Source organism: Actinoplanes sp. 13, assembly GCF_056134165.1.
The window spans coordinates 132,247-152,953 of the sequence record NZ_JBVYOQ010000016.1; the positions used below are offsets into that span (position 1 = coordinate 132,247).

Annotated in this window: 19 protein-coding genes, 1 tRNA gene and 1 riboswitch; of the genes, 13 read left to right on the forward strand and 7 right to left on the reverse strand. The window is 69.8% G+C overall.

Annotated features, from left to right (window positions below):
* Positions 1-4: 4 nt before the first annotated feature.
* The 6 genes from AC0NH5_RS27540 to AC0NH5_RS27565 are packed head-to-tail and all read left to right on the forward strand — an operon-like array spanning position 5 to position 8,294.
* Positions 5-823 carry a SagB/ThcOx family dehydrogenase gene (locus AC0NH5_RS27540; RefSeq protein WP_474409250.1) on the forward strand — a complete coding sequence of 273 codons (819 nt, stop codon included), beginning with the start codon at positions 5-7 and terminating at the stop codon, positions 821-823.
* Complete coding sequence (locus AC0NH5_RS27545) at positions 816-3,821, forward strand: lantibiotic dehydratase (RefSeq protein WP_474409252.1); 3,006 nt, start codon at positions 816-818, stop codon at positions 3,819-3,821. Before AC0NH5_RS27540 ends, AC0NH5_RS27545 begins: the two co-directional genes overlap by 8 nt.
* Positions 3,818-4,651, forward strand: coding sequence for an MbnB/TglH/ChrH family RiPP precursor modification enzyme (locus AC0NH5_RS27550; protein WP_474409255.1), 834 nt, complete (start codon positions 3,818-3,820; stop codon positions 4,649-4,651). The genes AC0NH5_RS27545 and AC0NH5_RS27550 overlap by 4 nt, the downstream gene beginning before the upstream one ends.
* Positions 4,648-5,355, forward strand: a complete 708-nt coding sequence (locus AC0NH5_RS27555; RefSeq protein WP_474409258.1) for a hypothetical protein — start codon at positions 4,648-4,650, stop codon at positions 5,353-5,355. The genes AC0NH5_RS27550 and AC0NH5_RS27555 overlap by 4 nt, the downstream gene beginning before the upstream one ends.
* Positions 5,356-5,364: 9 nt before the next feature.
* Positions 5,365-6,420 carry a BTAD domain-containing putative transcriptional regulator gene (locus AC0NH5_RS27560; RefSeq protein ID WP_474409260.1) on the forward strand — a complete coding sequence of 352 codons (1,056 nt, stop codon included), beginning with the start codon at positions 5,365-5,367 and terminating at the stop codon, positions 6,418-6,420.
* The gene (locus AC0NH5_RS27565) at positions 6,417-8,294 is read left to right on the forward strand and encodes an ABC transporter ATP-binding protein (protein ID WP_474409263.1); all 1,878 of its coding nucleotides are present in this window, start codon (positions 6,417-6,419) and stop codon (positions 8,292-8,294) included. The genes AC0NH5_RS27560 and AC0NH5_RS27565 overlap by 4 nt, the downstream gene beginning before the upstream one ends.
* 83 nt (positions 8,295-8,377) lie before the next feature.
* On the opposite strand, the gene AC0NH5_RS27570 is transcribed toward AC0NH5_RS27565, so the two are convergent.
* Entirely contained in the window at positions 8,378-8,626 is a 249-nt protein-coding gene (locus tag AC0NH5_RS27570; RefSeq protein ID WP_474409265.1) for a hypothetical protein, read from the reverse strand.
* A gap of 355 nt (positions 8,627-8,981) precedes the next feature.
* Here AC0NH5_RS27570 and AC0NH5_RS27575 point away from each other — a divergent pair.
* Positions 8,982-9,054 (forward strand) — tRNA-Arg (locus tag AC0NH5_RS27575).
* A gap of 1,210 nt (positions 9,055-10,264) precedes the next feature.
* Here the strand turns inward: AC0NH5_RS27575 and AC0NH5_RS27580 are convergent.
* Positions 10,265-11,137, reverse strand: coding sequence for a LysR family transcriptional regulator (locus tag AC0NH5_RS27580; protein WP_474409268.1), 873 nt, complete (start codon positions 11,135-11,137; stop codon positions 10,265-10,267).
* 70 nt (positions 11,138-11,207) lie between these two features.
* Between AC0NH5_RS27580 and AC0NH5_RS27585 the strand changes: the two genes are divergently transcribed.
* On the forward strand, positions 11,208-11,573 hold the full coding sequence (locus AC0NH5_RS27585; RefSeq protein WP_474409271.1) for a YybH family protein: 366 nt from the start codon (positions 11,208-11,210) through the stop codon (positions 11,571-11,573).
* Between the two features lie 56 nt (positions 11,574-11,629).
* Here the strand turns inward: AC0NH5_RS27585 and AC0NH5_RS27590 are convergent, their stop codons facing one another.
* On the reverse strand, positions 11,630-12,211 hold the full coding sequence (locus tag AC0NH5_RS27590; RefSeq protein WP_474409273.1) for a transglycosylase family protein: 582 nt from the start codon (positions 12,209-12,211) through the stop codon (positions 11,630-11,632).
* Positions 12,196-12,359: riboswitch (cyclic di-AMP (ydaO/yuaA leader) on the reverse strand. Its footprint overlaps the gene before it by 16 nt.
* Before the next feature lie 193 nt (positions 12,360-12,552).
* Between AC0NH5_RS27590 and AC0NH5_RS27595 the strand changes: the two genes are divergently transcribed.
* Positions 12,553-13,785: a saccharopine dehydrogenase family protein gene (locus tag AC0NH5_RS27595; RefSeq protein WP_474409276.1), complete on the forward strand. Its 1,233-nt coding sequence runs from the start codon at positions 12,553-12,555 to the stop codon at positions 13,783-13,785.
* A 97-nt stretch (positions 13,786-13,882) separates the two neighbouring features.
* On the opposite strand, the gene AC0NH5_RS27600 is transcribed toward AC0NH5_RS27595, so the two are convergent.
* The gene (locus AC0NH5_RS27600) at positions 13,883-14,023 is read right to left on the reverse strand and encodes a hypothetical protein (RefSeq protein WP_474409277.1); all 141 of its coding nucleotides are present in this window, start codon (positions 14,021-14,023) and stop codon (positions 13,883-13,885) included.
* A gap of 162 nt (positions 14,024-14,185) precedes the next feature.
* Here AC0NH5_RS27600 and AC0NH5_RS27605 point away from each other — a divergent pair, with 162 nt between their 5' ends.
* The 4 genes from AC0NH5_RS27605 (at position 14,186) to AC0NH5_RS27620 (ending at position 18,027) form a co-directional block, all read left to right on the forward strand.
* The gene (locus AC0NH5_RS27605; protein WP_474409280.1) at positions 14,186-14,794 is read left to right on the forward strand and encodes a GNAT family N-acetyltransferase; all 609 of its coding nucleotides are present in this window, start codon (positions 14,186-14,188) and stop codon (positions 14,792-14,794) included.
* Between the two features lie 140 nt (positions 14,795-14,934).
* Entirely contained in the window at positions 14,935-16,029 is a 1,095-nt protein-coding gene (locus AC0NH5_RS27610) for a DNA glycosylase AlkZ-like family protein (RefSeq protein WP_474409282.1), read from the forward strand.
* Positions 16,030-16,057: 28 nt separating this feature from the next.
* Entirely contained in the window at positions 16,058-16,693 is a 636-nt protein-coding gene (locus AC0NH5_RS27615; protein ID WP_474409285.1) for an aspartate/glutamate racemase family protein, read from the forward strand.
* Positions 16,694-17,028: 335 nt separating this feature from the next.
* Positions 17,029-18,027, forward strand: coding sequence for a radical SAM protein (locus tag AC0NH5_RS27620; protein WP_474409287.1), 999 nt, complete (start codon positions 17,029-17,031; stop codon positions 18,025-18,027).
* Here AC0NH5_RS27620 and AC0NH5_RS27625 read toward each other — a convergent pair.
* The 3 genes from AC0NH5_RS27625 to AC0NH5_RS27635 are packed head-to-tail and all read right to left on the reverse strand — an operon-like array spanning position 18,024 to position 20,699.
* A complete protein-coding gene (locus AC0NH5_RS27625) occupies positions 18,024-19,127 on the reverse strand; it encodes a Gfo/Idh/MocA family protein (RefSeq protein ID WP_474409289.1) in 1,104 nt (367 codons plus the stop codon). The two genes, AC0NH5_RS27620 and AC0NH5_RS27625, sit on opposite strands and share 4 nt — an antisense overlap.
* Entirely contained in the window at positions 19,108-20,277 is a 1,170-nt protein-coding gene (locus AC0NH5_RS27630; protein WP_474409291.1) for a zinc-dependent alcohol dehydrogenase, read from the reverse strand. The genes AC0NH5_RS27625 and AC0NH5_RS27630 overlap by 20 nt, the downstream gene beginning before the upstream one ends.
* On the reverse strand, positions 20,274-20,699 hold the full coding sequence (locus AC0NH5_RS27635; protein ID WP_474409292.1) for a hypothetical protein: 426 nt from the start codon (positions 20,697-20,699) through the stop codon (positions 20,274-20,276). Before AC0NH5_RS27635 ends, AC0NH5_RS27630 begins: the two co-directional genes overlap by 4 nt.
* Positions 20,700-20,707: the final 8 nt, after the last annotated feature.

Consider the following 20,707-nt stretch of genomic DNA (forward strand, 5'->3'; position numbering starts at 1 on the left):
GACGATGACCGAGGTACCGGCGTCCGGCACGCACCGGGCGGTGGCGACATGGTCGCGACTGTCCGCGGAGCCGATCGAGGGCTCCGATCTTGCCGAGGAGTACCACGAGGCCTCGAAGTTCTACCGGCCGACGATTCGCCGGCAGGTTCGCATCGACCGGCTCCTGGCGGACGCCGACCTGGCCACGAGTGCCGGCATGGGTGCCCGCGACCTGCCGCACCTGCCCCGGCTTCCACTGCCCGCGCCAGACACGCGGCGGCTGCCGGTGCCGCTGACCCGCCGGCCGTCGCACCGCACCTTCGACCCCGGTCCGCTGCCGGTCGAGGTGATCGGCGACCTCCTGGCCTTCAGCTACGGCGAGCGGGTTGGCGGGGGTGAGGTGGCGCGCCGCCCGGTCGCGTCAGCCGGAGGGCTCTATCCGCTGGAGCTCTACCTGCTCGCCGAGGTGACCGGCGAGGGCCGGAAGGGTGTCTACCACTACGACGTGGCCGGGCACCGGCTCGAGGAGGTGCGCTCGGGCGTCGGTGCCGAGCTGCTGGACCGGCTGGCGGCCGACGTGGCGGTGGCCGAAGTACCGCTCGTCATAGTCGTGACCGCGCTGTTCGCCCGGTCCCGCTTCAAGTATGGCCTGCGCGGATACCGGTTCTGCCTGATCGAGGCCGGCGCGCTGATCCAGCAGCTGCAGCTGGTGGCCCAGGCGATGAATCTGGTCTCGATCCCGTACGCGGGGTTTTTCGACGACGCCGTGGATGAGCTGTGCGAGATCGACGGGGTGGACGAGTCCTTCCTGAACGCGATCCTCATCGGCGGCCCCGATGAGTGACCAGGCACGATTCCAGGCACAGCAACCAGTGCTGGTCCGCGCGCCGCTGCGACCGTTCCTGCCGTCGGCACCGCACGCGGACGCCGACACCTCCGCGGACGTGATCCGGCGTGCGTTGCAGGACCCGGAACTGCTCGAGTGCCTGCTGATGGCGAGGCCGACGGTGGCCGCCGCGCTGATGCGGTCGGCGGATGGCACCGACGCGGCGGCCCAGACAGGGCTGGCGACGACGGTACGAGCCTACGAGCAGCGCATGGCTCACCGAACCACCCCGTTCGGCCTGTTCGCGGGCACCGCCACCGCCACCTTCGGCGGTCAGCCGCGCGGCCGGCTCTCCCCGGCAGGACACCGCGTCCTCAGCCGGCCCAGCGCCGCGAGCATCACCGAACTGGTACGCGAACTGGAGGACGACGACGCGGTGCTAGCGTCGCTGCAGGTACGGCTGGCGCCGGCCGTCACGTTCGCCGCGGGCGTCGCGGTGCTGCACGTGGCGGCTCCGGCGGCGCAGGCCGCTCGGTGGCGACGGGTTGCGGTTCAGCTCCCGGTGGCCGCTACCGAGGCGCTGCGAGACGGGCTGGACCGGACTGGTGCCGACATCGCCACGGTGCTGAACCGGCCGCTCAGCACCGTTCGGCAGCTCATCCGGGGCGGGCTTCTCGTCATCGGCCTCGCCCCGGCACCCGGCGAGCGGGATCCACTGCGGCACATACGGGACGTCCTGGCCGCGAGCGGGGCGCCGGAGGAGACGATCCGGCGCGTCGACGGGCTTCGCGCGCTGCATGGGGCGTACGAAAAAAGTGCCGTCGGCGACGGCACCGCCGCGCTGGCGGCACTCGCCGATGCCCTGCCGCCGGTGCCGGACGCGCCGATGCACGGCCATCTGCGACTGGCCGCCGACCTCGAGTTGCCCCTCGCCGCCCGGGCCGAGGCCGAGCGGGCCGCTGATCTCCTATGGCGCCTGCGTGCCCGGTCGGCGGCGCAGCGGACCCTGGACGCCTACCACGGCCGTTTCATCGAGCGGTTCGGCACGAGCCGTCGCGTGCCCGTGCTGAAACTGATCGACTCCGCTGTCGGCCTCGGGCCGCCGGGTAACTACGTGGGTGAGCCGTGCCCGCCACCGGAGGTCGAGGAACTGGACGACCTGCGCCGGCGCCGCGCGCAGCTGGCCGAGCTGGCCTGGCGGGCGCGGTTGGACGGCCAGACCGAGGTCGTCCTGAGCGATGACGACCTGGCCCGGCTGATGCCCGCCGTCCCGTCCCGGCGGCCGGAGTCGATGGACCTCCTGGCCTCCCTGATCGCCACGCCCTCCGGACTCGAACGCGGCGACTTCCTGCTGGTCGAGCCCCGGCTGGGTACCGGGCCGGCCGGCGCCACCTCGGCGCGATTCGTGTCCGGCGAACCCCGGCGGCCGGCGAGCGCCGCGGCGGCTGACGGAGCGCTGGTGGCCGAGGTGTGTTACCGGCCGCTGGCCTTGCGGGTCCACAACGCCCTGCCGCCGCTGGGCTGGACGGAGCACCACATACCGATCGACGCGCACTTCGACGGGTCACCGGCCATCTCGCCGGCCGACCTCGCGGTCACCGCCGACGGCCACCGTCTGCACCTGGTTCACCTTCCGACCGGGCGCCGGGTGGTCGCCGTGTCCTACTCCAGCGTGCTGCCGCAGATGATGCCGCCGTTGGCTCGGCTACTGGTCGAGATCAGCGAGGTCAACGCGGCATACGACAACTGGTGGACAGTGTGCGACGACCCGTCTCCGGCGCAGCCCCGGCTACGCCACGGTCGCCTCGTTCTCCGCTCCGCGCGCTGGCTCGTCGGCCAGTCGCTGCGGGATGCCGCGATCTCGCCACGGATCAGCGCCGGCCGTTGGAACGACCTGGTCGCGCGGCATTGGGGAAGGTACGTGATACCGGACGTCGTCGCGGTCGGCCGGGGTGACCGCCGGGTGCCGGTGGACCTGGGCAACGAGCTGGACCGGCGGCTCCTACGGCGGCAAATCCGCGCCGGCGCCTTCGAGGTCGTCGAGCTGCCCGGCGGCGCCGACCACGAGGACGGCTGGCTGACCGGGCCGGCCGGCGCGCACCGAGCCGAATTGGTTGTGCCGATCACCACACCGGTGACCACGCCGACCGGCGAGCAGGCCACCGCGCGCCGGGTACTCGGCCACGAGGTCAGATACCCGCCCGGCTCCTCGTGGCTCGAGGCGCGGGTGGACACCCCGGCGATCCTGCAGCCACAGGTCCTGGCGGCACTGCGGTCGGCTCTCGACGAGGTGAGCCCGTCCCTGCGCGCCCGCTGGTACTTCGTGCGCTACCGCGACGCGGGACGGGGTGAGCACCTGCGGCTCCGCTTCCACGGCGAACCGGCGGCCCTCCGCGCCGACCTGCTGCCGCACCTCAGCGACTGGTGCGCCGCCCTGCACAGCCGGCGGCTCGCCGGGACTCTCAGCGTGCACACGTACGAGCCCGATCTCGAACGTTACGGCGGCCCGGACCTTCACGAGCCGTGCACCGAGGCCTTTCACGAGGACAGCCAGTGGGTGCTCGACCTGCTGCGAGCGCGTCAATCATGGCCGGCGGGGCTCACCCAAGCCGGCGTGGCAGCGCTGAGCGTGCTCGACCTGCTCCGGTCGTTCGACCCGCGAGCGGCCGAGGCCACCTACCTGCTGCGGGTCACTGGTCACCCGGGCAGCGAACGCCCGCTGGTCCGCCGGCTTGCGGCCGACGATCCGTGGGGCCCGGAACTGGCGCGGGCGCGGGCTCGGCGGCAGAAGGCCTTTTCAGCGTACGGACGACACGCCCGGCGCCTGACGGCGAGCGGGGAGAGCTGGACCGCCACTCGGGAGGTGGCCCGCAACCTCGTGCACCTGCACTGCAACCGCCTCCTCGGCTCGGCGTCACCACTGGAGATGGACGTGTTGCGCCTGGTCAGGGACGCGGCGGTGGCCACCGGTTGGCTGTCCCCACCGACCAGAACACACATGATGGAGGCACGATGAACAACGCCAGTTACTCAGCGGCGAGTCTGCCGGCCCTCGGGGTCGGCCTCGGGTTCCGTCCCGAGATCGAGGGAGCGGTCTTCGCCAACAGCGACCGCATCGACTGGGTTGAGATCACCGCGGACCGGTTTCTCAACGAACCGAGCCTGATGGACACTCTGGTCGCCTTGAAGGCGTGCTTTCCCGTGGTGCCGCACTGCCTGGAGATGTCGGTCGGGTCGGACGCTCCCCTCGACCTCGGCTACCTGACGAAGATCGTCACCATCGCCGACGCTGTGGACGCGCCCTGGGTCAGTGATCACCTGTGCATGACCAACGAGGGGGGCCACCAGCTGGGAACCCTCGCCCCGATCGAACGCAGCCGTGAACGCGCGCGGAACGCGGGGGCCAAGGCGAAGCAAGCGCAGGAACTGCTTGGCCGCCCGCTGCTGCTCGAGAACATCACCTACTACGTCGACATGCCCGGCGAGCTCACCGAGGCACAGTTCCTCGCCGAGGTCCTGGAGCAGAGCGGCTGTGGCCTGCTTCTCGACCTCGAGAACGTACGGGTGAACGCGGCGAACCACGGCTACGACCCGTACAAGTTCCTCGAATCCCTCCCCCTGGAGCGGATCGTCCAGGTGCATGTGGCCGGCAGTGAGCCGTACCCCGGCATCGCGCTGGACACGCACAGCGCCCCCGTTTCGGACGAGTGCCTCGCGCTCCTGAGCCACCTCACTGATCTGGTGTCGCTGCGGGGCGTGCTCATCGAACGCGACGACGAATTCCCCGACGACTTCAGCGAACTGTTGACCGATGTCGAACGTGCCCGGGCGGCGGTGGCCCGGTGAGCGAGCCGAACCGCTCGACGGACAGCCAGGCGCTGCTCACCCTCGTGCTCGGTGCGCCGTCGCGGGTCGAGTCGATGCTCGCGGACCCGGAGGCCTTCGCCGCCCGGCACGGCTTCGACCCCGCCGTGGTGCTGGCCATGGCCGGCACACAGGCCCACGGGCTGAGAGTGATGGCGACGATCGTCCGCACGAAATGGCTGGGGCGGTGCCAGCTGATGCTTCCGGCGACGTTCGAGGTGCTCGCCGGCCATCACCTCGCCGAGGGGGTCGTGGATCGCTTCTTCCGGGCGCCGCTGCCTCCGCCGTACGCTCCGCACGAGCTTGGCGAACGCTTCGCCGATCACCTCCGGGCGGCGCCCGAGTTCGCAGGTGGTCTCGTCCCGGAGCTGGCTCGGCTGGAGCTGCTGCTCTACCGCCTCGCGACGGCCGCGAGTCGTCCGGCGGCTCAGGTGGACTCGTTCGCGGTCGCCGTCGTCGAGCTGCGCGCCCGTGTCCTGGCCGGCCTGGGTGTCACGGCCGAGGCCGGCGGGGACGCAGCGCCGGTACCCCACGCGTTCCGTCGTGACGCGTACGGGCACGTCCGCATCTGGAGACTGTCGCCGCCTGTGGCGTCGGTTCTCGCCGCCCCGAACGCGACCGGTTTGCCGCCGGCGGTGGTGGAGCAGGTGCAGACCTGGCTGCGTACGCATGACCTTGTCTCGTAGGTGCCGCTGATGTTGTTCGGGATCCTGGGATCGGTGCAGGTCGTGGCCGGACGCCAGCGGATGACACTCACCCGGTCGCAGCGCCGGGGCGTGCTCGGATATCTGATCCTCAACGCGGGCACGGAAGTGTCCACATCAGATCTGATCGCGGCGATGTGGGGTGATGCTCCGCCGGCGACTGCCCGGGAGCAGATCCACAGCGCGGTTCACGGGATCCGCCGGCAGTTCGCTGCCCTGGGTGCCCCTGACCTGCTCGTCTCGACCACGTCAGGCTACAGCCTGTACGTCCCCCGGGCCGGCGTCGACCTGTACCGCTTCGCGGACCTCACCGACCAGGCCCGGGCGGCCCGGGAGCGGCACGACGACGCGGACGCCGCCCGGCTGCTGACCCGGGCGATGCAGACGTGGCGGGGAACGCCGCTGAGCGATGCCTCGGGCACCTACGTCGAGCAGACGCGTGCCCGTCTCGATGATCAGCGCCTGATCGCCGAGGAGGACCTCATCGAGCTGGAGGTGGCGGCCGGGCGGGCCTCGACGGTGCTCGACCGCCTGTTCACCCGCAGCCGGCAGGAACTCGCGCGCGAACGGGTTCACACCCTGCTCATGCTCGCGTTGCACCAACTAGGGCGGACGGTGGAGGCCCTGGACGTCGCCCGCCGCTATCAGAGTCACCTGGCTGAGCACCACGGGCTGGACCCCGGGTGCGACTTCACGGAACTCCAGCGGTCGATGCTGCGCGGCGGCTCCGCGGGTCTCGCCAGCCCCGCCGGCCCCGCCGGCCCCGCGGGGCTCGCCCGCCCTGCCAAGCCCGCCGGGCCCGCCGGCCTCGCCCGCCTCATGCCTGCCGAGTCGGAGAGCTTGTTGCGCCGGTTTCTCGACGAGTCGCCGGTCTCGCCAGAGGTGATCACCGAGCTGGCGGAGGCCTGTGACCACCTCCCCGGCGCCCTGCACCTGGCCGGCATCACCCTCGCCGGCTGCCGGGACGACGAGATCACCCGCTACATCCAGGGCGTCCACCTGGGCAAACGCTTCGCATCGGCCGTGAGTGAAGGGACGGATTCGTGAACTTATCGCCGGACTCGGTGCTGCCGGAACTGCGGGCGACCTGGTGGGAGACCGGGCTGAAGGCCCGAGCCGACGCCGGCGTGATCGGAGCCGTCACCGAGCTGCCCGGGCTGGTCGGCGAGGCGCTGCGCACAGCGTGGCGAGCCGACCGCGTGCGCACCATGGTCATCGCGCTGGCGGCGATGGGCGGCGGGGTGATGGCCACGTTCGGTCTGCTGGCCACGCAACGGATACTGGTGCAGCTGTTCGCCGCCGGGCCGACACCTCAGCGGGTCACCGCGGCGCTGCCCGCTCTGGCCGTACTCGCCCTGGCCATCGCCGCACGCGCCGCGATGGGGATCGCCACCGGATACGCGACCAACGGGCTGACCCCGAGGGTGAACCGGGAGGTCGAGCGACGCCTCTTCGAGGTCACCACGGCGGTGCGCCTGGAGGCGTTCGACGCCGACGCGTTCGCCGACGACATGGAACGCGCCGCCCGAGGCTCCGAAGCCGCAAACGACCTGGTCCAGGATGCGATCAACATGTTCGCCGGCCTGGTCGGCGTCGTGGCCGTCGCCGTGGCGATCGTCGTCATCCACCCACTTCTGCTCGTCGCCCTGCTCATCGCTGCGCTGCCGAAGGCCTGGGCATCCCTGGCCGCCGGCCACGAACAATTCCGGACCTACCTCGCCGGTTCGGTGCGCCGCCGCCGACTGTGGGTCCTGCAGCGCCTGATGGCCGAGCGCGAGTCGGCGCTGGAGCTGCGCTCCTACGGCCTGCGCCGGTTCCTGTTCCACCAGTTCGACCAAGTGATGGGCGCCGAGACAACCATCCAGCTGAGTCTGGCCCGCCGGGTCACCACCATCACGAGCATCGGCGCCGCGGTCAGCGGCCTTGCCACCGGCGGGGTCTACGTCCTGCTCGCATACCTCCTGGTACAGGGCCGCATCCCACTGGCCGCCGCGGCTACCTGTGTCATCGCCATCCAGGCGGCTCAGCGCGCCCTGACCGCCATCACCCTGCAGATCGACCGGATCTACGCCAACGGCCAGTTCTTCCACGGATACACCAGCTTCATGAGCCGCACCGCCCCCTACCTGCCCGAACCCGGCGCCGGGTGCGGCACCCCGCCCACTCTCCAGGAACTCACCGTTCGCAAGCTCTCACTCTGGTATCCGGACCGCACTGCCCCCGCCGTGAACCACGTGAACCTGACCATCCATGCCGGACAGACAGTGGCCTTCGTCGGCGAGAACGGCTCGGGCAAGACCACGCTGGCCGCCCTGATCGCCGCTCTCCGCACCCCTACCGACGGCACAGTCGAATGGAATGGCGTCCCCCTGCAGGACTGGGACAACGAGGCGCTACGCTCCCGAATCGCGGTGGTCACCCAGGAGTACCACAAATGGCCCCTCACCGCCGCCACGAACATCGCCATCGGCGACGCCGCCAGCGATCCCACCCCCGAGCGCATCGAGGCCGCCGCAACACTGGCCGTCGCCAACGACATGATCAAAGCCTTACCGTACGGCTACGACACGCTGCTCGACCGCACCTTCGCCCAGGGCCAGGACCTCTCCGGCGGCCAGTGGCAACGGATAACCGCCGCCCGAGGCTTCTTCCGAGACGCGGAGTTGCTCATCATGGACGAGCCGTCCTCGGCCCTCGACCCGCGGGCCGAGAACGCCCTCTTCCAGGCCATCCAGGACCGGCAGGGCCACAAGACCACCATCCTCATCACACATCGCCTGGCCAACGTCCGCCACGCAGACCGGATCTTCGTCCTGCGTGAGGGCAGCCTGGTCGAGTTCGGCAGCCACGAAGACCTCATGACTGCCGGCGGCCACTACGCCGAACTGTTCCACCTGCAGGCCGCCGGTTATCACAAATAGTCTTAATCGAGTCCAACTCGGCGCAGCTCAAACCAGGGTGAATATGAAATACCCTAAAGCGAACTTATGACCCTTTCAGGCTTCTACGGGTCCAGCCGTTGCGGCTTACCGTCGTAGTCGAGGATGTCGTCGGCCGGGACGTGCCGCGGCGGTGACGGTCGCAGCGCGAGGGTGGCATGGAGCTGCCCGAGCCGCACAGTGGTGTCGAGGAATTCCCACCCGGTTCGGTCCACGTCACCGGCATTCCCGATGTCGACGCGGAGGTCGGCGTACAGCTGCTCAGCTTCTGCAACGAGTTCCTCTGCGCGTATGGCGTGCTGCTCCGGCGTCATGCTGTCATGATTCCACCTCGGTCCGACATGCGCGGTCCGCTCGGTCACTGCGGTCCTTATCGATGACGGGTCGTACCCGGAGATTGGTCAGAATGCATATCGCCATGCCGGGGTGAGCCGTCTCAGAACTCACATCGGCCTGGAAATCCACGGGGTCGTGGCTGGGGGATGCGTGGTCACTTGCGGTCAGCAGTGGGCACGCATGGCGTGGCCGCGCCGGCTAGCCGTCGGCGTGCTCCCGATGCGCTCCGCCAGCCTGGCATGCGGCGTGACGCCGCTGGTGACGGCGTTTGGGCACGCGTGGGTACCGGTGGTCACCCGTGGTCAACGGTGGGCACGCTATCCTGAGCCTCGCGCCCTCGTAGCTCAGGGGATAGAGCAACGGTTTCCTAAACCGTGTGTCGCAGGTTCGATTCCTGCCGGGGGCACCCAGGTCACAGCCTTGATCGGCTCGTCTGAGCCGGTCGCGTGGTTCGGTTCGTGGCACGAACCGGTTGCCGTCAACGTCATGGCAGGTGGGTCCCGTGCCGCGGGCCGTGACCGTGGCCGCATCGAGAAGCTTCCCAGCGGCTCCCTACGGGGGAAGGTGCACTCGGGCACCGATCCGCTGACCGGACGCCGGCACGACCTGACCGAGACGATCCCTGCCGGGCCGACGGCGGCCCGCGACGCGCAGAAGGCGCTGACGCGTCTGCTGAATCAGCGTGAGGAGCAGAGAACCCGAAGACCCGGGCGACGGTCCACCAGCTCATGGACCGGTACCTAGAACTCGTGAAGATCGGCGACACGACTCGGCAGGGGTCAAGCCCTTACTCGCCCACGCGGGCGGCTACTTACCTCTGAGCCGGTACCCGCTTCTTATCTGCACCGTTCGTCGCCGCTCGGATTGTTGCTGTCCGGAGCCGCATCGAGATTCGTGTTAGGCGCCCGGACACTGAATCGAGGACCCACCATCATTCAACACTGTGTCGGGGATCCAGCCACGCTTGGCCGGAGAACCGACCACGACAACGTAGGTCCACGTTTTGCCGCTCGGGTTGTCGTAGTCATGAGCCCAGCAGTGATAGTCGAGGTTGAAGCTGCGTTGGAGCCAAGAATTCTGCGCGCAGCGGGTGCTGGAGCCGACGTACGTCCAGACGTCGGAGTAGTTGTGGTTGTAGTGGTTACCGCTGGTATCGAGGTCCGGCGGAGCGGCTCGCCCGCAGCTCCAGTACGCTGAGGCCGGCGCTGGGGCAGCGAACGCGCCGAACGCGGCGGCTGCGAGCGCTGTGGCGATGGCGAGAGGCCGGGATACCCTTTTAGTCACGTTCTCTCCTTTGGGGACGGACATAGAGAGTTTTCGACGCCGGAAACCGATCTTGCATCGACGCTTGACCCTATCGATATCTATGGTTGCCGTAAAGGTGAAGTTGATGTCGAAGCATTACCCGACCGCGTCCGACTGAGAGTCTCTTGCGGATGGGACCTTGCCTGCGTCCCGGTACCAGCCCTGGTCTTCGGAGCTCTGCGGCTCGTCACCACCGGGCGGCGCCTGACGCCCCGGCCGCTCGGCTTTGTCCGTTCCGGGCCTCGGGCGGCGGCGGCCGCAGAATTCGCAGCGGACCGAACGGACTTGCACTGGCCGTACCAGGAGAAGTTTTAGCTGAAGGCCTCGCGGCAGTGGCGGAGGAAAGCCGCCAGCGCCGGGCTGCCGCGGTCCTGCCACACGAGGGCCAGCAGCGCCGGGATCTCGATGTCGTCGATCGGGACGGTTACCAGGTCGGGGTAGGCCGCCGCCATCGATTCGCTGAGTACCGCAACGCCCAGGCCGCGCCGGGCCAGGCCGGCGACAGTGTCCGGTGAGGTGGCCACGAGGGCGACCGCCGGATTGATGTCGAGCGCGGCGCGGGCCTGGTCGAGAACGTTGCGGATGCCGGTTCCCACGGGCAAAGAAATGATGGGGTACGCGGAGAGCCCAGTCACCGCCAATCGCCCCCGGCGCGCCGCCTCGGTGTCTGGTGGAGTGAGGGCGACCAGGCGTTCTGTGGCGATCACCTGGGCCGCCAGATGCTCCGGGGGCTTACCGGCGAGGCCAACCAGAGCGATGTCGAGATTTCCGGAGCGCACCCCGGCGACCAGGGTGTCGGAGTTCGCCTCCTCCAGTTCAAGTTCGATGTCGGGGTGGTCCCGGTGGAAGGCGGCGAGCGCGTCGAAGAGGGGTGCCACCTCGCAGCCGATCACCATGCCGATCGTGAGACGGCCGCGGATCAGGCCGTTGACGTCGTCGATCGCGTCGCGGAGGTCGGCGGCGGCGTCGAGGGCGGCGCGCGCGTGACGGAGAGCGACCTCGCCGGCCTGGGTGAGTCTCGCGGTGCGGCCGCTGCGGTCGAAGAGGCGGGTGCCGAGCTCGTGTTCCAGGGCTTTGATCTGGGCGCTCACCCCGGACTGGGTGATGTGCACGCGCTCGGCGGCGCGGGTGAAGTTGGCCGTCTCGGCGACTGCGATGAAGTATTCCAACTGTCGCAGATCCATGAGCGAAGATTGTAGATGCCATGAGAACTATGCGTTGGACTTCTCACTGCGCCGACGGCAGGGTGGAGACATGACCGATCGTGATGTGGCGAAGCAACCTGAGGATCTGACCCGGCTGTTCGTGGAGCGTGCGAACGCGAAAGACGCCGAGGGTCTCGCCCTTCTCTACGAGGAGGACGCCGTGATGGCCTTTCCGCCGGGCAGTCAGACGCGAGGGCGTCAGGCCATCCGGGAGCTGTGGGATGAGCTGCTGCCGAAGATGCCGCAGCTTGAGCCGGAGGATCCGCTGCCCACGCTGATCAGCGGTGACCTGGCGTTGACGTCCACGCCGCCGAAGGACGGGTCGGGGGCGCGGGCCCAGGTGGCGCGACGCCAGCCGGACGGGAGCTGGCTGCGGGTGCTCGATCAGCCGGAGTTCGTCCAGCCGCAGCGGTGATGCGGCAGGCGCGCCGGCCTGCGGGGTGGGACGACGCCCCGCAGGCCGACCCGAAGTCAGAGAGAAATCCGCTGACCTGCGTACAGACGATGCGGACTGTCCAGCACACCCTGATTCGCCCGGTACAGGGCACGCCAGCCCCCGGGAACGTCATACCGGTTGGCGATGCCCGCGAGGGTGTCGCCGGGGCGCACCACGTGAACGCGGGTGTTGCCGCTCGCGGTGGGTGACGACCGCCGCACGGTGGACGCACGCTGCGGCTTGTATGCGTGGCGTTTCCCGCAGTGCGGCCAGGCGCCGATGCCCTGGCCGCGCAGTACGCGTTCGGCGATCGTGATCTGTTCGGCCCTGGTGGCCAGATTGGCGGTCCTCGCGTACTGCGTGCCTCCGTAAGCTCGCCACGTTCCGCGACTGAACTGGAGGCCACCGTAATAGCCGTTGCCGGTGTTGATTCTCCAGTTCCCACCGGACTCGCAGTGGGCGATCGCGTCCCAGTTGACGCTGAAACGCGGGGACGGTGTGGCGGCGGCGGGGGCTTCGAGCATCACGACGGCTCCAGCCCCGGCAAGCCCGACGGCAACGACGCCGAGGGCATGACGAACCCGCTTTTTGATCTGCATCATGAACTTGTCCTCCACGCCTGCGAGGTCAGCTGTCGGGTTCGGGCAGAGGTGCCCGGCCGCGAGGACGCGGCTTCACCCCGAGGCGCATCAGCGCCGAGGAACTCTTGGGTCCCCCGCTCCATGCCTTGTGTTTTCTCTCGACCGTGGTCGGCGGCTGGACTCGGCGTTCCGGCCACGGTGTCCGCCACTGCGGACTGCCTACGGTGGTCACCGGCCGACGACGCCGGCCAAGCCTTTACACGGGGATAGGTGACCTTGTGATCCCAAATTAACGGCTCAAATCCCCTCTTGTGGGTCTAACTCGGCAAACTTTAGAGCTACCCGCGAGTAGGGGTGACGGTGCACAATCGGCATTCATGAGCGATCAACAGCGTGACCTCGACGTCATCGTCTACGGCGCCTCGGGTTTCGTGGGTGTCCTTACGGCACGGCACCTCGCCGCCCACGCCCCGGCCAGCGTCCGGATCGCGCTGGCAGGGCGCTCAGCCGAGAAGCTCGAGGCGGTTCGCTCACGCCTCGGTGTGGACTGGCCGATCATCGTGGCGGATGCTGGCGACGTGGATGCGCTGGCCACGATGGCCGGCCGCACGCGGGTGGTCATCACCACTGTCGGCCCTTACGCGAAGTACGGCCGGACTCTGGCGCACGCCTGCGCCGAAGCGGGCACCGACTACGTGGACCTGACCGGCGAGGTCCTGTTCGCACGGAACAGCATCGACGAGAACCATGAGATCGCGAAGCGCACCGGGGCACGGATCGTGCATTCGTGCGGTTTCGATTCGATCCCGTCCGACATCGGGGTGTACGTGCTGCATCAGCAGGTGCAGGCCGAGAACGCGGGGGAACTGACGGACACCACGCTGGTGGTGACGAGCATGCGGGGAGGGGTGAGCGGCGGCACGATCGACTCGATGCGCCACCAGGTCGACGTCATGAAGAAGGACCAGCGACTGCGCAAGATCGGCGCCAGCCCGTACTCGCTGAGTCCCGACCGGGCCACGGAACCGGATCTGGGCCGGCAGCCGGACATGCTGACTCTCGCCCCGTCCGAGGTGGATCCGAGCGTGCGCGGGCACCTCGCGCCGTTCGTCATGGCGTCCTACAACACCCGTGTGGTGCGGCGCAGCAACGCCCTGCAGGGCTGGGCGTACGGCCGCCGGTTCCGCTACCGCGAGGTGCTGCGGGTCGGCTCCGCGCTCGTCGCCCACGCCACCAAGCTGGCGATGAGCGGCCTGATCCTCGGCTGGGCGCTGCCGCCGACCCGGTTCGTGCTGGACCGCGTGCTGCCGAAACCGGGTTCGGGCCCGAGCGAGCAGACCCAGCAGAACGGGCGCTTCACCATGGACATCTTCACCACCACGACGGACGGGTCGCGCTACACGGCACGCTTCCGGGCGAAAGGAGACCCGGGGTACGCAGCGACCGCGATCATGCTCGGCGAGTCGGCGCTGGCGCTGGTTCTCGACCGGAATCGGCTGCCGGCTTTCGGAGGCGGCGTGCTGACACCGGCCACGGGTATCGGAGACGCGCTGGTGGACCGCCTGCGGGCAGCCGGAATGGAGATCACCGCCCGGCGGCTCAGCGCCTGAGAATCACCGGCGCGCGAGGTCACCGGGCGGCGCGCAAGACGCTGCGCGGCACAGGCTTGCGAGACGCTGCGCGGCACGGGCTTGCGAGTCGCTGGGGTCACCGGCGGGCGATGACGTGGAAGACGTGCCAGTGCTTCGGCCCGCTGCTGGCCGGTCCGGGCGCGTCCTCCTCATCCCAGTGCAGAACCTCGAGCCCGTCGACGAGCGCTCGCACCTCCGGCTCGCTGAGGAACGTCATACCGGCCAGGCACGAAGATCCGGCAAAGACGGCAAAGCCCTCCAGCCGCTGGGAAAACGCGGCTGCTCAAGAGCGAAATCGGCCTTTGGACCGGCTGGCGGCAACAACCGTTCAGCGCATCCCCACTAGCCGCAAGCACGTCCATATGGGCAGGATTCTGACGTGACCGCCGCCCCTCTGCCCTACCCGCTGAGGTTGTCGGGAACCGGCATCGTGCTGCGCGAGTGGCGATCCGACGACCTGTCCGACCTGGTCGAGCTCCTCGACGAGCCGGAGATCGCGCGCTGGACGCCGATGCCGTCACCGTTCGACGCGGAGTCCGGCCAGGCCTATCTGAAACGCGCCTACCAGGGCCGCACGAACGGCAGCCGCATCCAGCTCGCGATCACCGAGGACGGCGGGCGCCCACTCGGCGAGGTGCTGCTCTTCGGCGTCGACAACGACCTCCGCGAGGCGGAGCTGGGATATCTGGTGGGTCGCCCGCATCGGCGGCGCGGCCTCGCGTCGGCCGCCTTGTCAATGCTTTCCGGGTACGCGTGCAGCACTCTCCGACTACGCCGGTTGCTGCTGCGCATCGACCCGGCGAACACTGCCAGCACCCTGGTGGCGCGCCGGTGCGGTTACTGGCTGACCGGCGAGCCGATGATCCATCAGGAGGGTCCGTACGGGCCGACACGGCTGGCGACCTGGGAGTACGTCGACGGGAGATCCGGCACCCGCCCGGAACGGCGAAGAAATGTCGCATCCCGGCGGTACGGTCGTCGCACTTGAACCGCTCCGGAAGCACCTGAATCGCACCACGTGCATTTGGACTGTTCTGGAAGCACCTGAATCGCACCACATGCATTTGGACTGTTCCGGAAGCACACGAGCCGCACAGAAGCACTGGAGCCGCATCGGGAGGAGTGCCGATGATCAGCGTGGATCGGGCACAGGTAATGGCGTACCGGGTCGCTGCCCTCGGGCTGGCCGATCGCTCGGGTGCGCCGCCCGCCGACCTTCCGGTGCTCGACCTGGGAATCCAGGAATATTCGCCGGGCTCCGCCCACGTCGCCCTCGCCGCACGCACCAGCGCGGCCTTCACCGACGACCGCCTGATCACCGTCTGGGCCGCCCGCGGTGCTCCGCATCTGCACCGGCGGTCCGACGTTCCCGCCCTGGTCCGGCAGCTGTGGCCGGTCTCCGAGGCCGACGCCCGAGCCCGCATCAACAGTGCCCAGATCCCCGACGGGGTGCCGCTCGGCATCCGTGCGTTCACCGTGACGGCCGAAGCGTTCCGCGAGGTGGTGACCGCGCCGATGCCGCGCGGTGCGGCGAGCACCGAGGTGAGCCGGCGGGTGCCCGCCGAGTTGACCTACGACTGCCGGGGCTGCGGGGCGCGGCACATCGCCGGCAACGTGTGGCAGCACGCCGGTCTGGCGGGCGGGGTGGAGGTGCTGTCCCGCGGGCGGGACGCACTGCTCGGCCCGCTGCCGGATGCACCGGCGATCCCGGCGGAGAACGCGGGCGTCGACCGGCTGATCGAGACCTATCTGCGGTTCCTCGGGCCGGCCTCCCCGGCCGAGGTGGCGGGTTATCTGGGCAGTTCGACCGCGGAGATCCGGAAGGTGTGGCCGGCTTCGCTGACCGAGGTGCGGGTCGACGGGCGGATAGCCTGGCTTCCCGAATCCGCGGTCGCCGAGGTGGAGGCCGCCGCTGTCCCGCGGGGTGTGCGCTGGCTGCCGGCCATGGACCCATTGCTGCAGGCCCGCGATCGGGCGGTGTTGCTGCCGGACCGGGAGCGGCAGAAACAGGTGTGGCGGTCGCTGGGCAATCCTGGCGTGCTGCTGGTCGACGGCGAGTTCGCCGGGGTGTGGCGGGCGCGCATGGCCGGGCGGAAACGAGTGGATCTGACCGTGACGACCTTCGACTCGTTGAGCGCCGCCCAGCGCCGGCGCGTCGAGGCCGAGGCCGCCGAGGTGGCTCGCGCCCGAGAGGTTCCGGAGGCCGTCGTGACGTTCGAGTGATCAGCGGCACGGTGTGCCAGACTGCGGCGTGGCGACGATCGGGTTTCTGCACACGGCCGAGGTGCATGTCACGACGTTCGGGCGGCTGGTGGAGGAGCTGGCCCCGGAGCGGGCGGCGCGGCACCTGGTCGACGAACAACTGCTGGCCGACGCGCGCGCCGCGGGTCTGACCGCGGGGCTGGCCGCACGCGTCCACGACCGGCTCAGCGAGCTCGTCGCCGGCGGTGCCAGGGTGATCGTGTGCACCTGCTCGACGATCGGGGCCGTGGCGGAGGAGTCTGCCCCGGCGCTCGGTGTGCCGGTGCTGCGCGCGGACCGGCCGATGGCGGAGGCTGCGGTCGCTGCCGGTGGGCGCGTCGGCGTGCTGGTCACCACGGAGTCCACGCTGGAGCCGACACTGGAGTTGCTGCGTGCGAGCGCGGACCGTGCCGGCGTTCCGGTGGTGCTCACAGCGGCGGTGTTGGCGAGCGCGTGGCGGCATTTCGAGGCGGGCGAGTTCGAGCGCTACTACGCGGACATCGCCGTGCAGGCAGCGAAACTGGCGCCGGACGTCGACGTCGTCGTGCTGGCGCAGGCGAGCATGGCGCCGGCCGCGGAGCTGATCGAGGACGTCGCGGTGTTGACCAGCCCGAGGTCCGCGGTCGAGGCCGCACTCGCCGCCTGAACACCTGCCCGGCGGGCGGCGGGACCGGCCGGAGAAAAACTTTTGGGTTCGGGGCAACCTTTCCGGCCCCACTCGCCACCTATCCGTGTCCCCCAACGACACGACACCCGAAGCACGGGGGTGTCGCCCCGACGGGAGGGGCCCGGATGCCATCGAGGGGAGGCGACCGGGCCTCTCCTCCGGAGAAGGCGACGGGAACCGCGGACGAGAACAGAACGAAGCCGACGGGGAGAACGGGGCGGGAGCGGACGGCGCGAACAAACCCGGCGAAGGGGCCTGACGAAGGTCGTACCGCCAGCGGGTTTCTGTTCCTCGATGTTGGGCATGCCCGCCGGATGCCGGTAGAGCTGGATCCGCCGCTTCCCGCGCACCTCCAGGTGGAGGTGACCTCCGCGTGCAATCTGCGCTGCACGATGTGCCTGGTGCGCTATCGCCCGCCGGTCAACAAGCTGGCCGGCGCGATGCCGCCGGAGATGTTCCACCGGCTGGTGGCCGACGTGCCGTTGCGGCAGCTCACCCTGCAGGGGCTGGGCGAGCCGATGCTGTCACCGCATCTGCCGGAGATGATCGCGGCGGCGGTGCGGCGCGACATCCGGGTCGGTTTCAACACCAATGCGACGCTGCTGAACCGGCGGCGGGCCGAGGAGCTGGTGGCGAGCCGGGTGGATTGGCTGCACGTGTCGCTGGACGGGGCGAGCGCGCGGGCCTACGAGATGATCCGGGACGGCGCCCGCTTCGACACCGTGGTCGCGAACCTCGCCGGGCTGGTCCGCGCCAAGCGTGCGGCGAACAGCGCGACGCCGTGGATCCGGGTGGTGTTCGTGGCGATGCGTGACAACGTCGCCGAGCTGCCCGCGCTGGTCCGGCTGCTCGGTGAGATCGGTGTCGACGAGTTGCGCGTGCAGAATCTTTCACACAGTTTCGACGACACCGATCCGGCGGGCCGCTACGAGGAGATCCGGGCGTTCACCGCGGATCAGGCGCTGTGGACCGGCGCCGACCTGCAGCGGGCCACCGCCGCCTTCGGCGAGGCGGCGAAGGTCGCCAAGGATCTGGGGGTACGGGTGAGGCTGCCCCGTCTGACCGAAGGAGCCGAGGTGGCGGGCGGGGGCTGCACGTGGCCCTGGGACGCCGCGTACATCACCAGCGCCGGCAGGGTGCAGCCGTGCTGCATGGTGATGGGCGACGACCGGGTGTCGCTGGGCGACCTGTCCGAGGAGGGTTTCCCGGAGATCTGGCGCGGTCCGGCGTACCGGGATTTCCGCCGCCGGCTGGCGAGTGCCGAGCCGCCGGAGGTCTGCAAGGGGTGTTCGCTCTACCACCACACGTTCTAGCCGGCCGCCGCTTCCTCGATCGCTTCGAGGACCTCCGAGGCCCGGACGGCGTCCGCCAGGGTGGCCGCGCCGGTCACCGTCCCGGAGGTGATCGACCGCAGGAACTGCGCTGCCTCGATCACCTTGAGGTCGTCGTAGCTCATCGCGATCCCCGCGCCCGGCTGGAACGCCGCGAACTCCCCGTCCCCCGGCCCCGCGAACACCGTCGAGTCCCCCAGCCGCAACTCCCCCATCCGGCGGAAGTCCCAGCTCAACACCCCCTGCGTCCCGTGGATCGTGAACCCGTATTCGTTCTGCGACCCCACCGCGACCCGGCTGGCCTCGACAGTCACCCGCACGCCCGATCCGGTGCGCAGCAGCGCCACGAACCAGTCCTCATTCTCCACCGGCCCTGGTTCTCCGCCGCCGAGCGCATGTCCGGTGGTCGCCCCGAGCGGGCGCGACCGCGACGGGATGAAGGTCGCCGTCTCGGCCGCGACCACCGCGGTGATCTCGCCGAGCAGGTGCCGGACCATGTCGACGGCGTGCGCCCCCAGGTCGCCTAGCACGCCGTTGCCGCCTCGCGAACGCGAGAAACGCCAGCTCAGTGCGATGTCCGGGGAGGCGGCATAGTCGCTGAGCCAGCTGAACCGGGCGTGGGTGATCCGCCCGACGGCTCCCTCGCGCAGCAGCTGCGCGGCCTTCGCCACGGCCGGCGCATGCCGGTAGTTGAACCCGACGCACACCTGCCCGGGCCCGGCGATCGCCCGTGCGTCCGCCGCGCTCGACCCGACCGGTTTCTCGATCCAGATGTGTTTGCCGGCCGCCGCGAACGCGCTGCCCATCTCGCGGTGCAAAAAGTTCGGCGCCGTGATGCTCACCGCATCGATCCGCGGGTCGCCGACCAGCTCACGCCAGTCGGTGACCGACGAGGTGAACCCGTGGAGCGAGGCCGCCGAAGCGGCCCGCCCCGGGACGTCATCGGCCACCGCGATCAGGGCGGGCCGGGCGATGCCGGGAAAATGGTGGGGCAGCCGCACGTACGACTGGGTGTGCACCCGGCCCATCCAGCCGAACCCGACGACAGCTACGCCCAGGGGGTCAGGGTGTGAAGACGGCACGCACGCAACCATCCTCCTTCTCCTTGAAGATGCGATACCCCTCCGGCGCCTCGTCGAGCGGCATCACGTGCGTGGCCAGGTGTTCGGTGGTCAATTCGTCGCGGGCCATCCGCTCCAGCAGCATCGGGATGTACCGCTGGCCGTGCATCTGCGCACCCCGCACGGTGAGGCCCTTGTTCATCAGCGCGCCGAGCGGGAACTTGTCCACGAAGCCGGCGAAGACGCCGAGCACGAACACGGAGCCGCCCTTGCGGCAGGCGTGGATGGCGTCGCGGACCGCGACGGGCCGGTCGGTCTGCAGCCGCAGCTGCTGCTTGAGCTGGTCATATCCGAACTGGGGCCCGGGCGAGTGCGCCTCCATGCCGACCGCCTCGATGCAGACGTCCGGTCCCCGGCCGCCGCTGAGCTCGCGCAGTTCGGCGGCGACGTCGGTGCGCTCGTAGTTCAGCGTCTCCGCGCCGATGTGCTTCTCGACCTGCTGGAGACGGTTGTCCAGGCGGTCGATGACGATCACCCGGTCGGCGCCGAGCAGGACCGCGGCCCGGGCGGCCATCTGACCGACCGCGCCGGCGCCCCAGACCGCCACCACGTCGCCGGACTTGACGCCGCCGAGGTCGGCGCCCATCCAGCCGGTCGACGCCGAGTCCGAGGCGAACAGCGCGCGTTCGTCGCTGACGGTGTCCGGGATGGTGAACGCTCCGACGTCGGCGAACGGCACCCGGATGTACTCGGCGTGACTGCCGGCGTTGCCGCCCATCGCGTGCGAGTAACCGAAGCAGCCGCCCGGCGAATAACCCCACAGCGTCTCGGTGATCGCCGGGTTGGTGTTGCCGTTGTCGCACAGCGAGAAGAGTTTCTGATCGCAGAACCAGCAGGTGCCGCAGGCGATGAACGAGGAGACCACCACCCGGTCGCCGACCCGGTGACGCTGCACGTCCGGGCCGACCTCGACGACCTCGCCGATGAACTCGTGCCCGAGCACGTCGCCCTTCTCCATGAAGGGGATGTAGCCGCCGATCAGGTGCAGGTCGGAGCCGCACGTGACGGTTCTGGTGACCTTGACGATGATGTCGCCGGGGTTGCGCAGCTCCGGGTCCGGAACCTCGCCCACGGCCAGCTTGTTCACTCCCTGCCACTGCAACGCCTTCACAGCAGCCCTCCCTCACGGCCGTGTTCGGTAGCCGCCCGCAACGGCCGGTTCAACAGCGTCGGTTTCGTGGTCGGCGGTCCGTCCGGCATCAGCACGTCGCCCACCTCGAGCAGGGAGCGGGTCTCGCGCAGCGCGCGGCGGACGTCCCCGACCGAAACCTCGGATCCTTCGGGAACGCGCACGGCGATCTCGGTGCCCCGGCCGCCGGGCGCGGCACGGAGGTCGATCTGCACCCCGTCCACGATCTCGGTCAGCGACCCGGGCAGTTGCGTCGCCTCCACCTCGGACAACGGCCGGTAGACGGTCACCACATGTCGTCGATGGTCCGCCGCGGCGCCGGCCCGGCGTTTCCTCCGAACCGCGACCGCGGCGCCGGCCACGAGCGGGGCGACGATCAACAACGCTTTTTTGGTACGACCCACAGCGGTCC

Bases quoted from the DNA above. Each gene is read 5' to 3' on its own strand.
- AC0NH5_RS27540 (WP_474409250.1), top strand. From the start codon at position 5: ATGACCGAGGTACCGGCGTCCGGCACGCACCGGGCGGTGGCGACATGG.
- AC0NH5_RS27545 (WP_474409252.1), top strand. From the start codon at position 816: ATGAGTGACCAGGCACGATTCCAGGCACAGCAACCAGTGCTGGTCCGC.
- AC0NH5_RS27550 (WP_474409255.1), top strand. From the start codon at position 3,818: ATGAACAACGCCAGTTACTCAGCGGCGAGTCTGCCGGCCCTCGGGGTC.
- AC0NH5_RS27560 (WP_474409260.1), top strand. From the start codon at position 5,365: ATGTTGTTCGGGATCCTGGGATCGGTGCAGGTCGTGGCCGGACGCCAG.
- AC0NH5_RS27570 (WP_474409265.1), bottom strand. From the start codon at position 8,626: ATGACGCCGGAGCAGCACGCCATACGCGCAGAGGAACTCGTTGCAGAA.
- AC0NH5_RS27580 (WP_474409268.1), bottom strand. From the start codon at position 11,137: ATGGATCTGCGACAGTTGGAATACTTCATCGCAGTCGCCGAGACGGCC.
- AC0NH5_RS27585 (WP_474409271.1), top strand. From the start codon at position 11,208: ATGACCGATCGTGATGTGGCGAAGCAACCTGAGGATCTGACCCGGCTG.
- AC0NH5_RS27595 (WP_474409276.1), top strand. From the start codon at position 12,553: ATGAGCGATCAACAGCGTGACCTCGACGTCATCGTCTACGGCGCCTCG.
- AC0NH5_RS27600 (WP_474409277.1), bottom strand. From the start codon at position 14,023: ATGACGTTCCTCAGCGAGCCGGAGGTGCGAGCGCTCGTCGACGGGCTC.
- AC0NH5_RS27610 (WP_474409282.1), top strand. From the start codon at position 14,935: ATGATCAGCGTGGATCGGGCACAGGTAATGGCGTACCGGGTCGCTGCC.
- AC0NH5_RS27620 (WP_474409287.1), top strand. From the start codon at position 17,029: ATGCCGGTAGAGCTGGATCCGCCGCTTCCCGCGCACCTCCAGGTGGAG.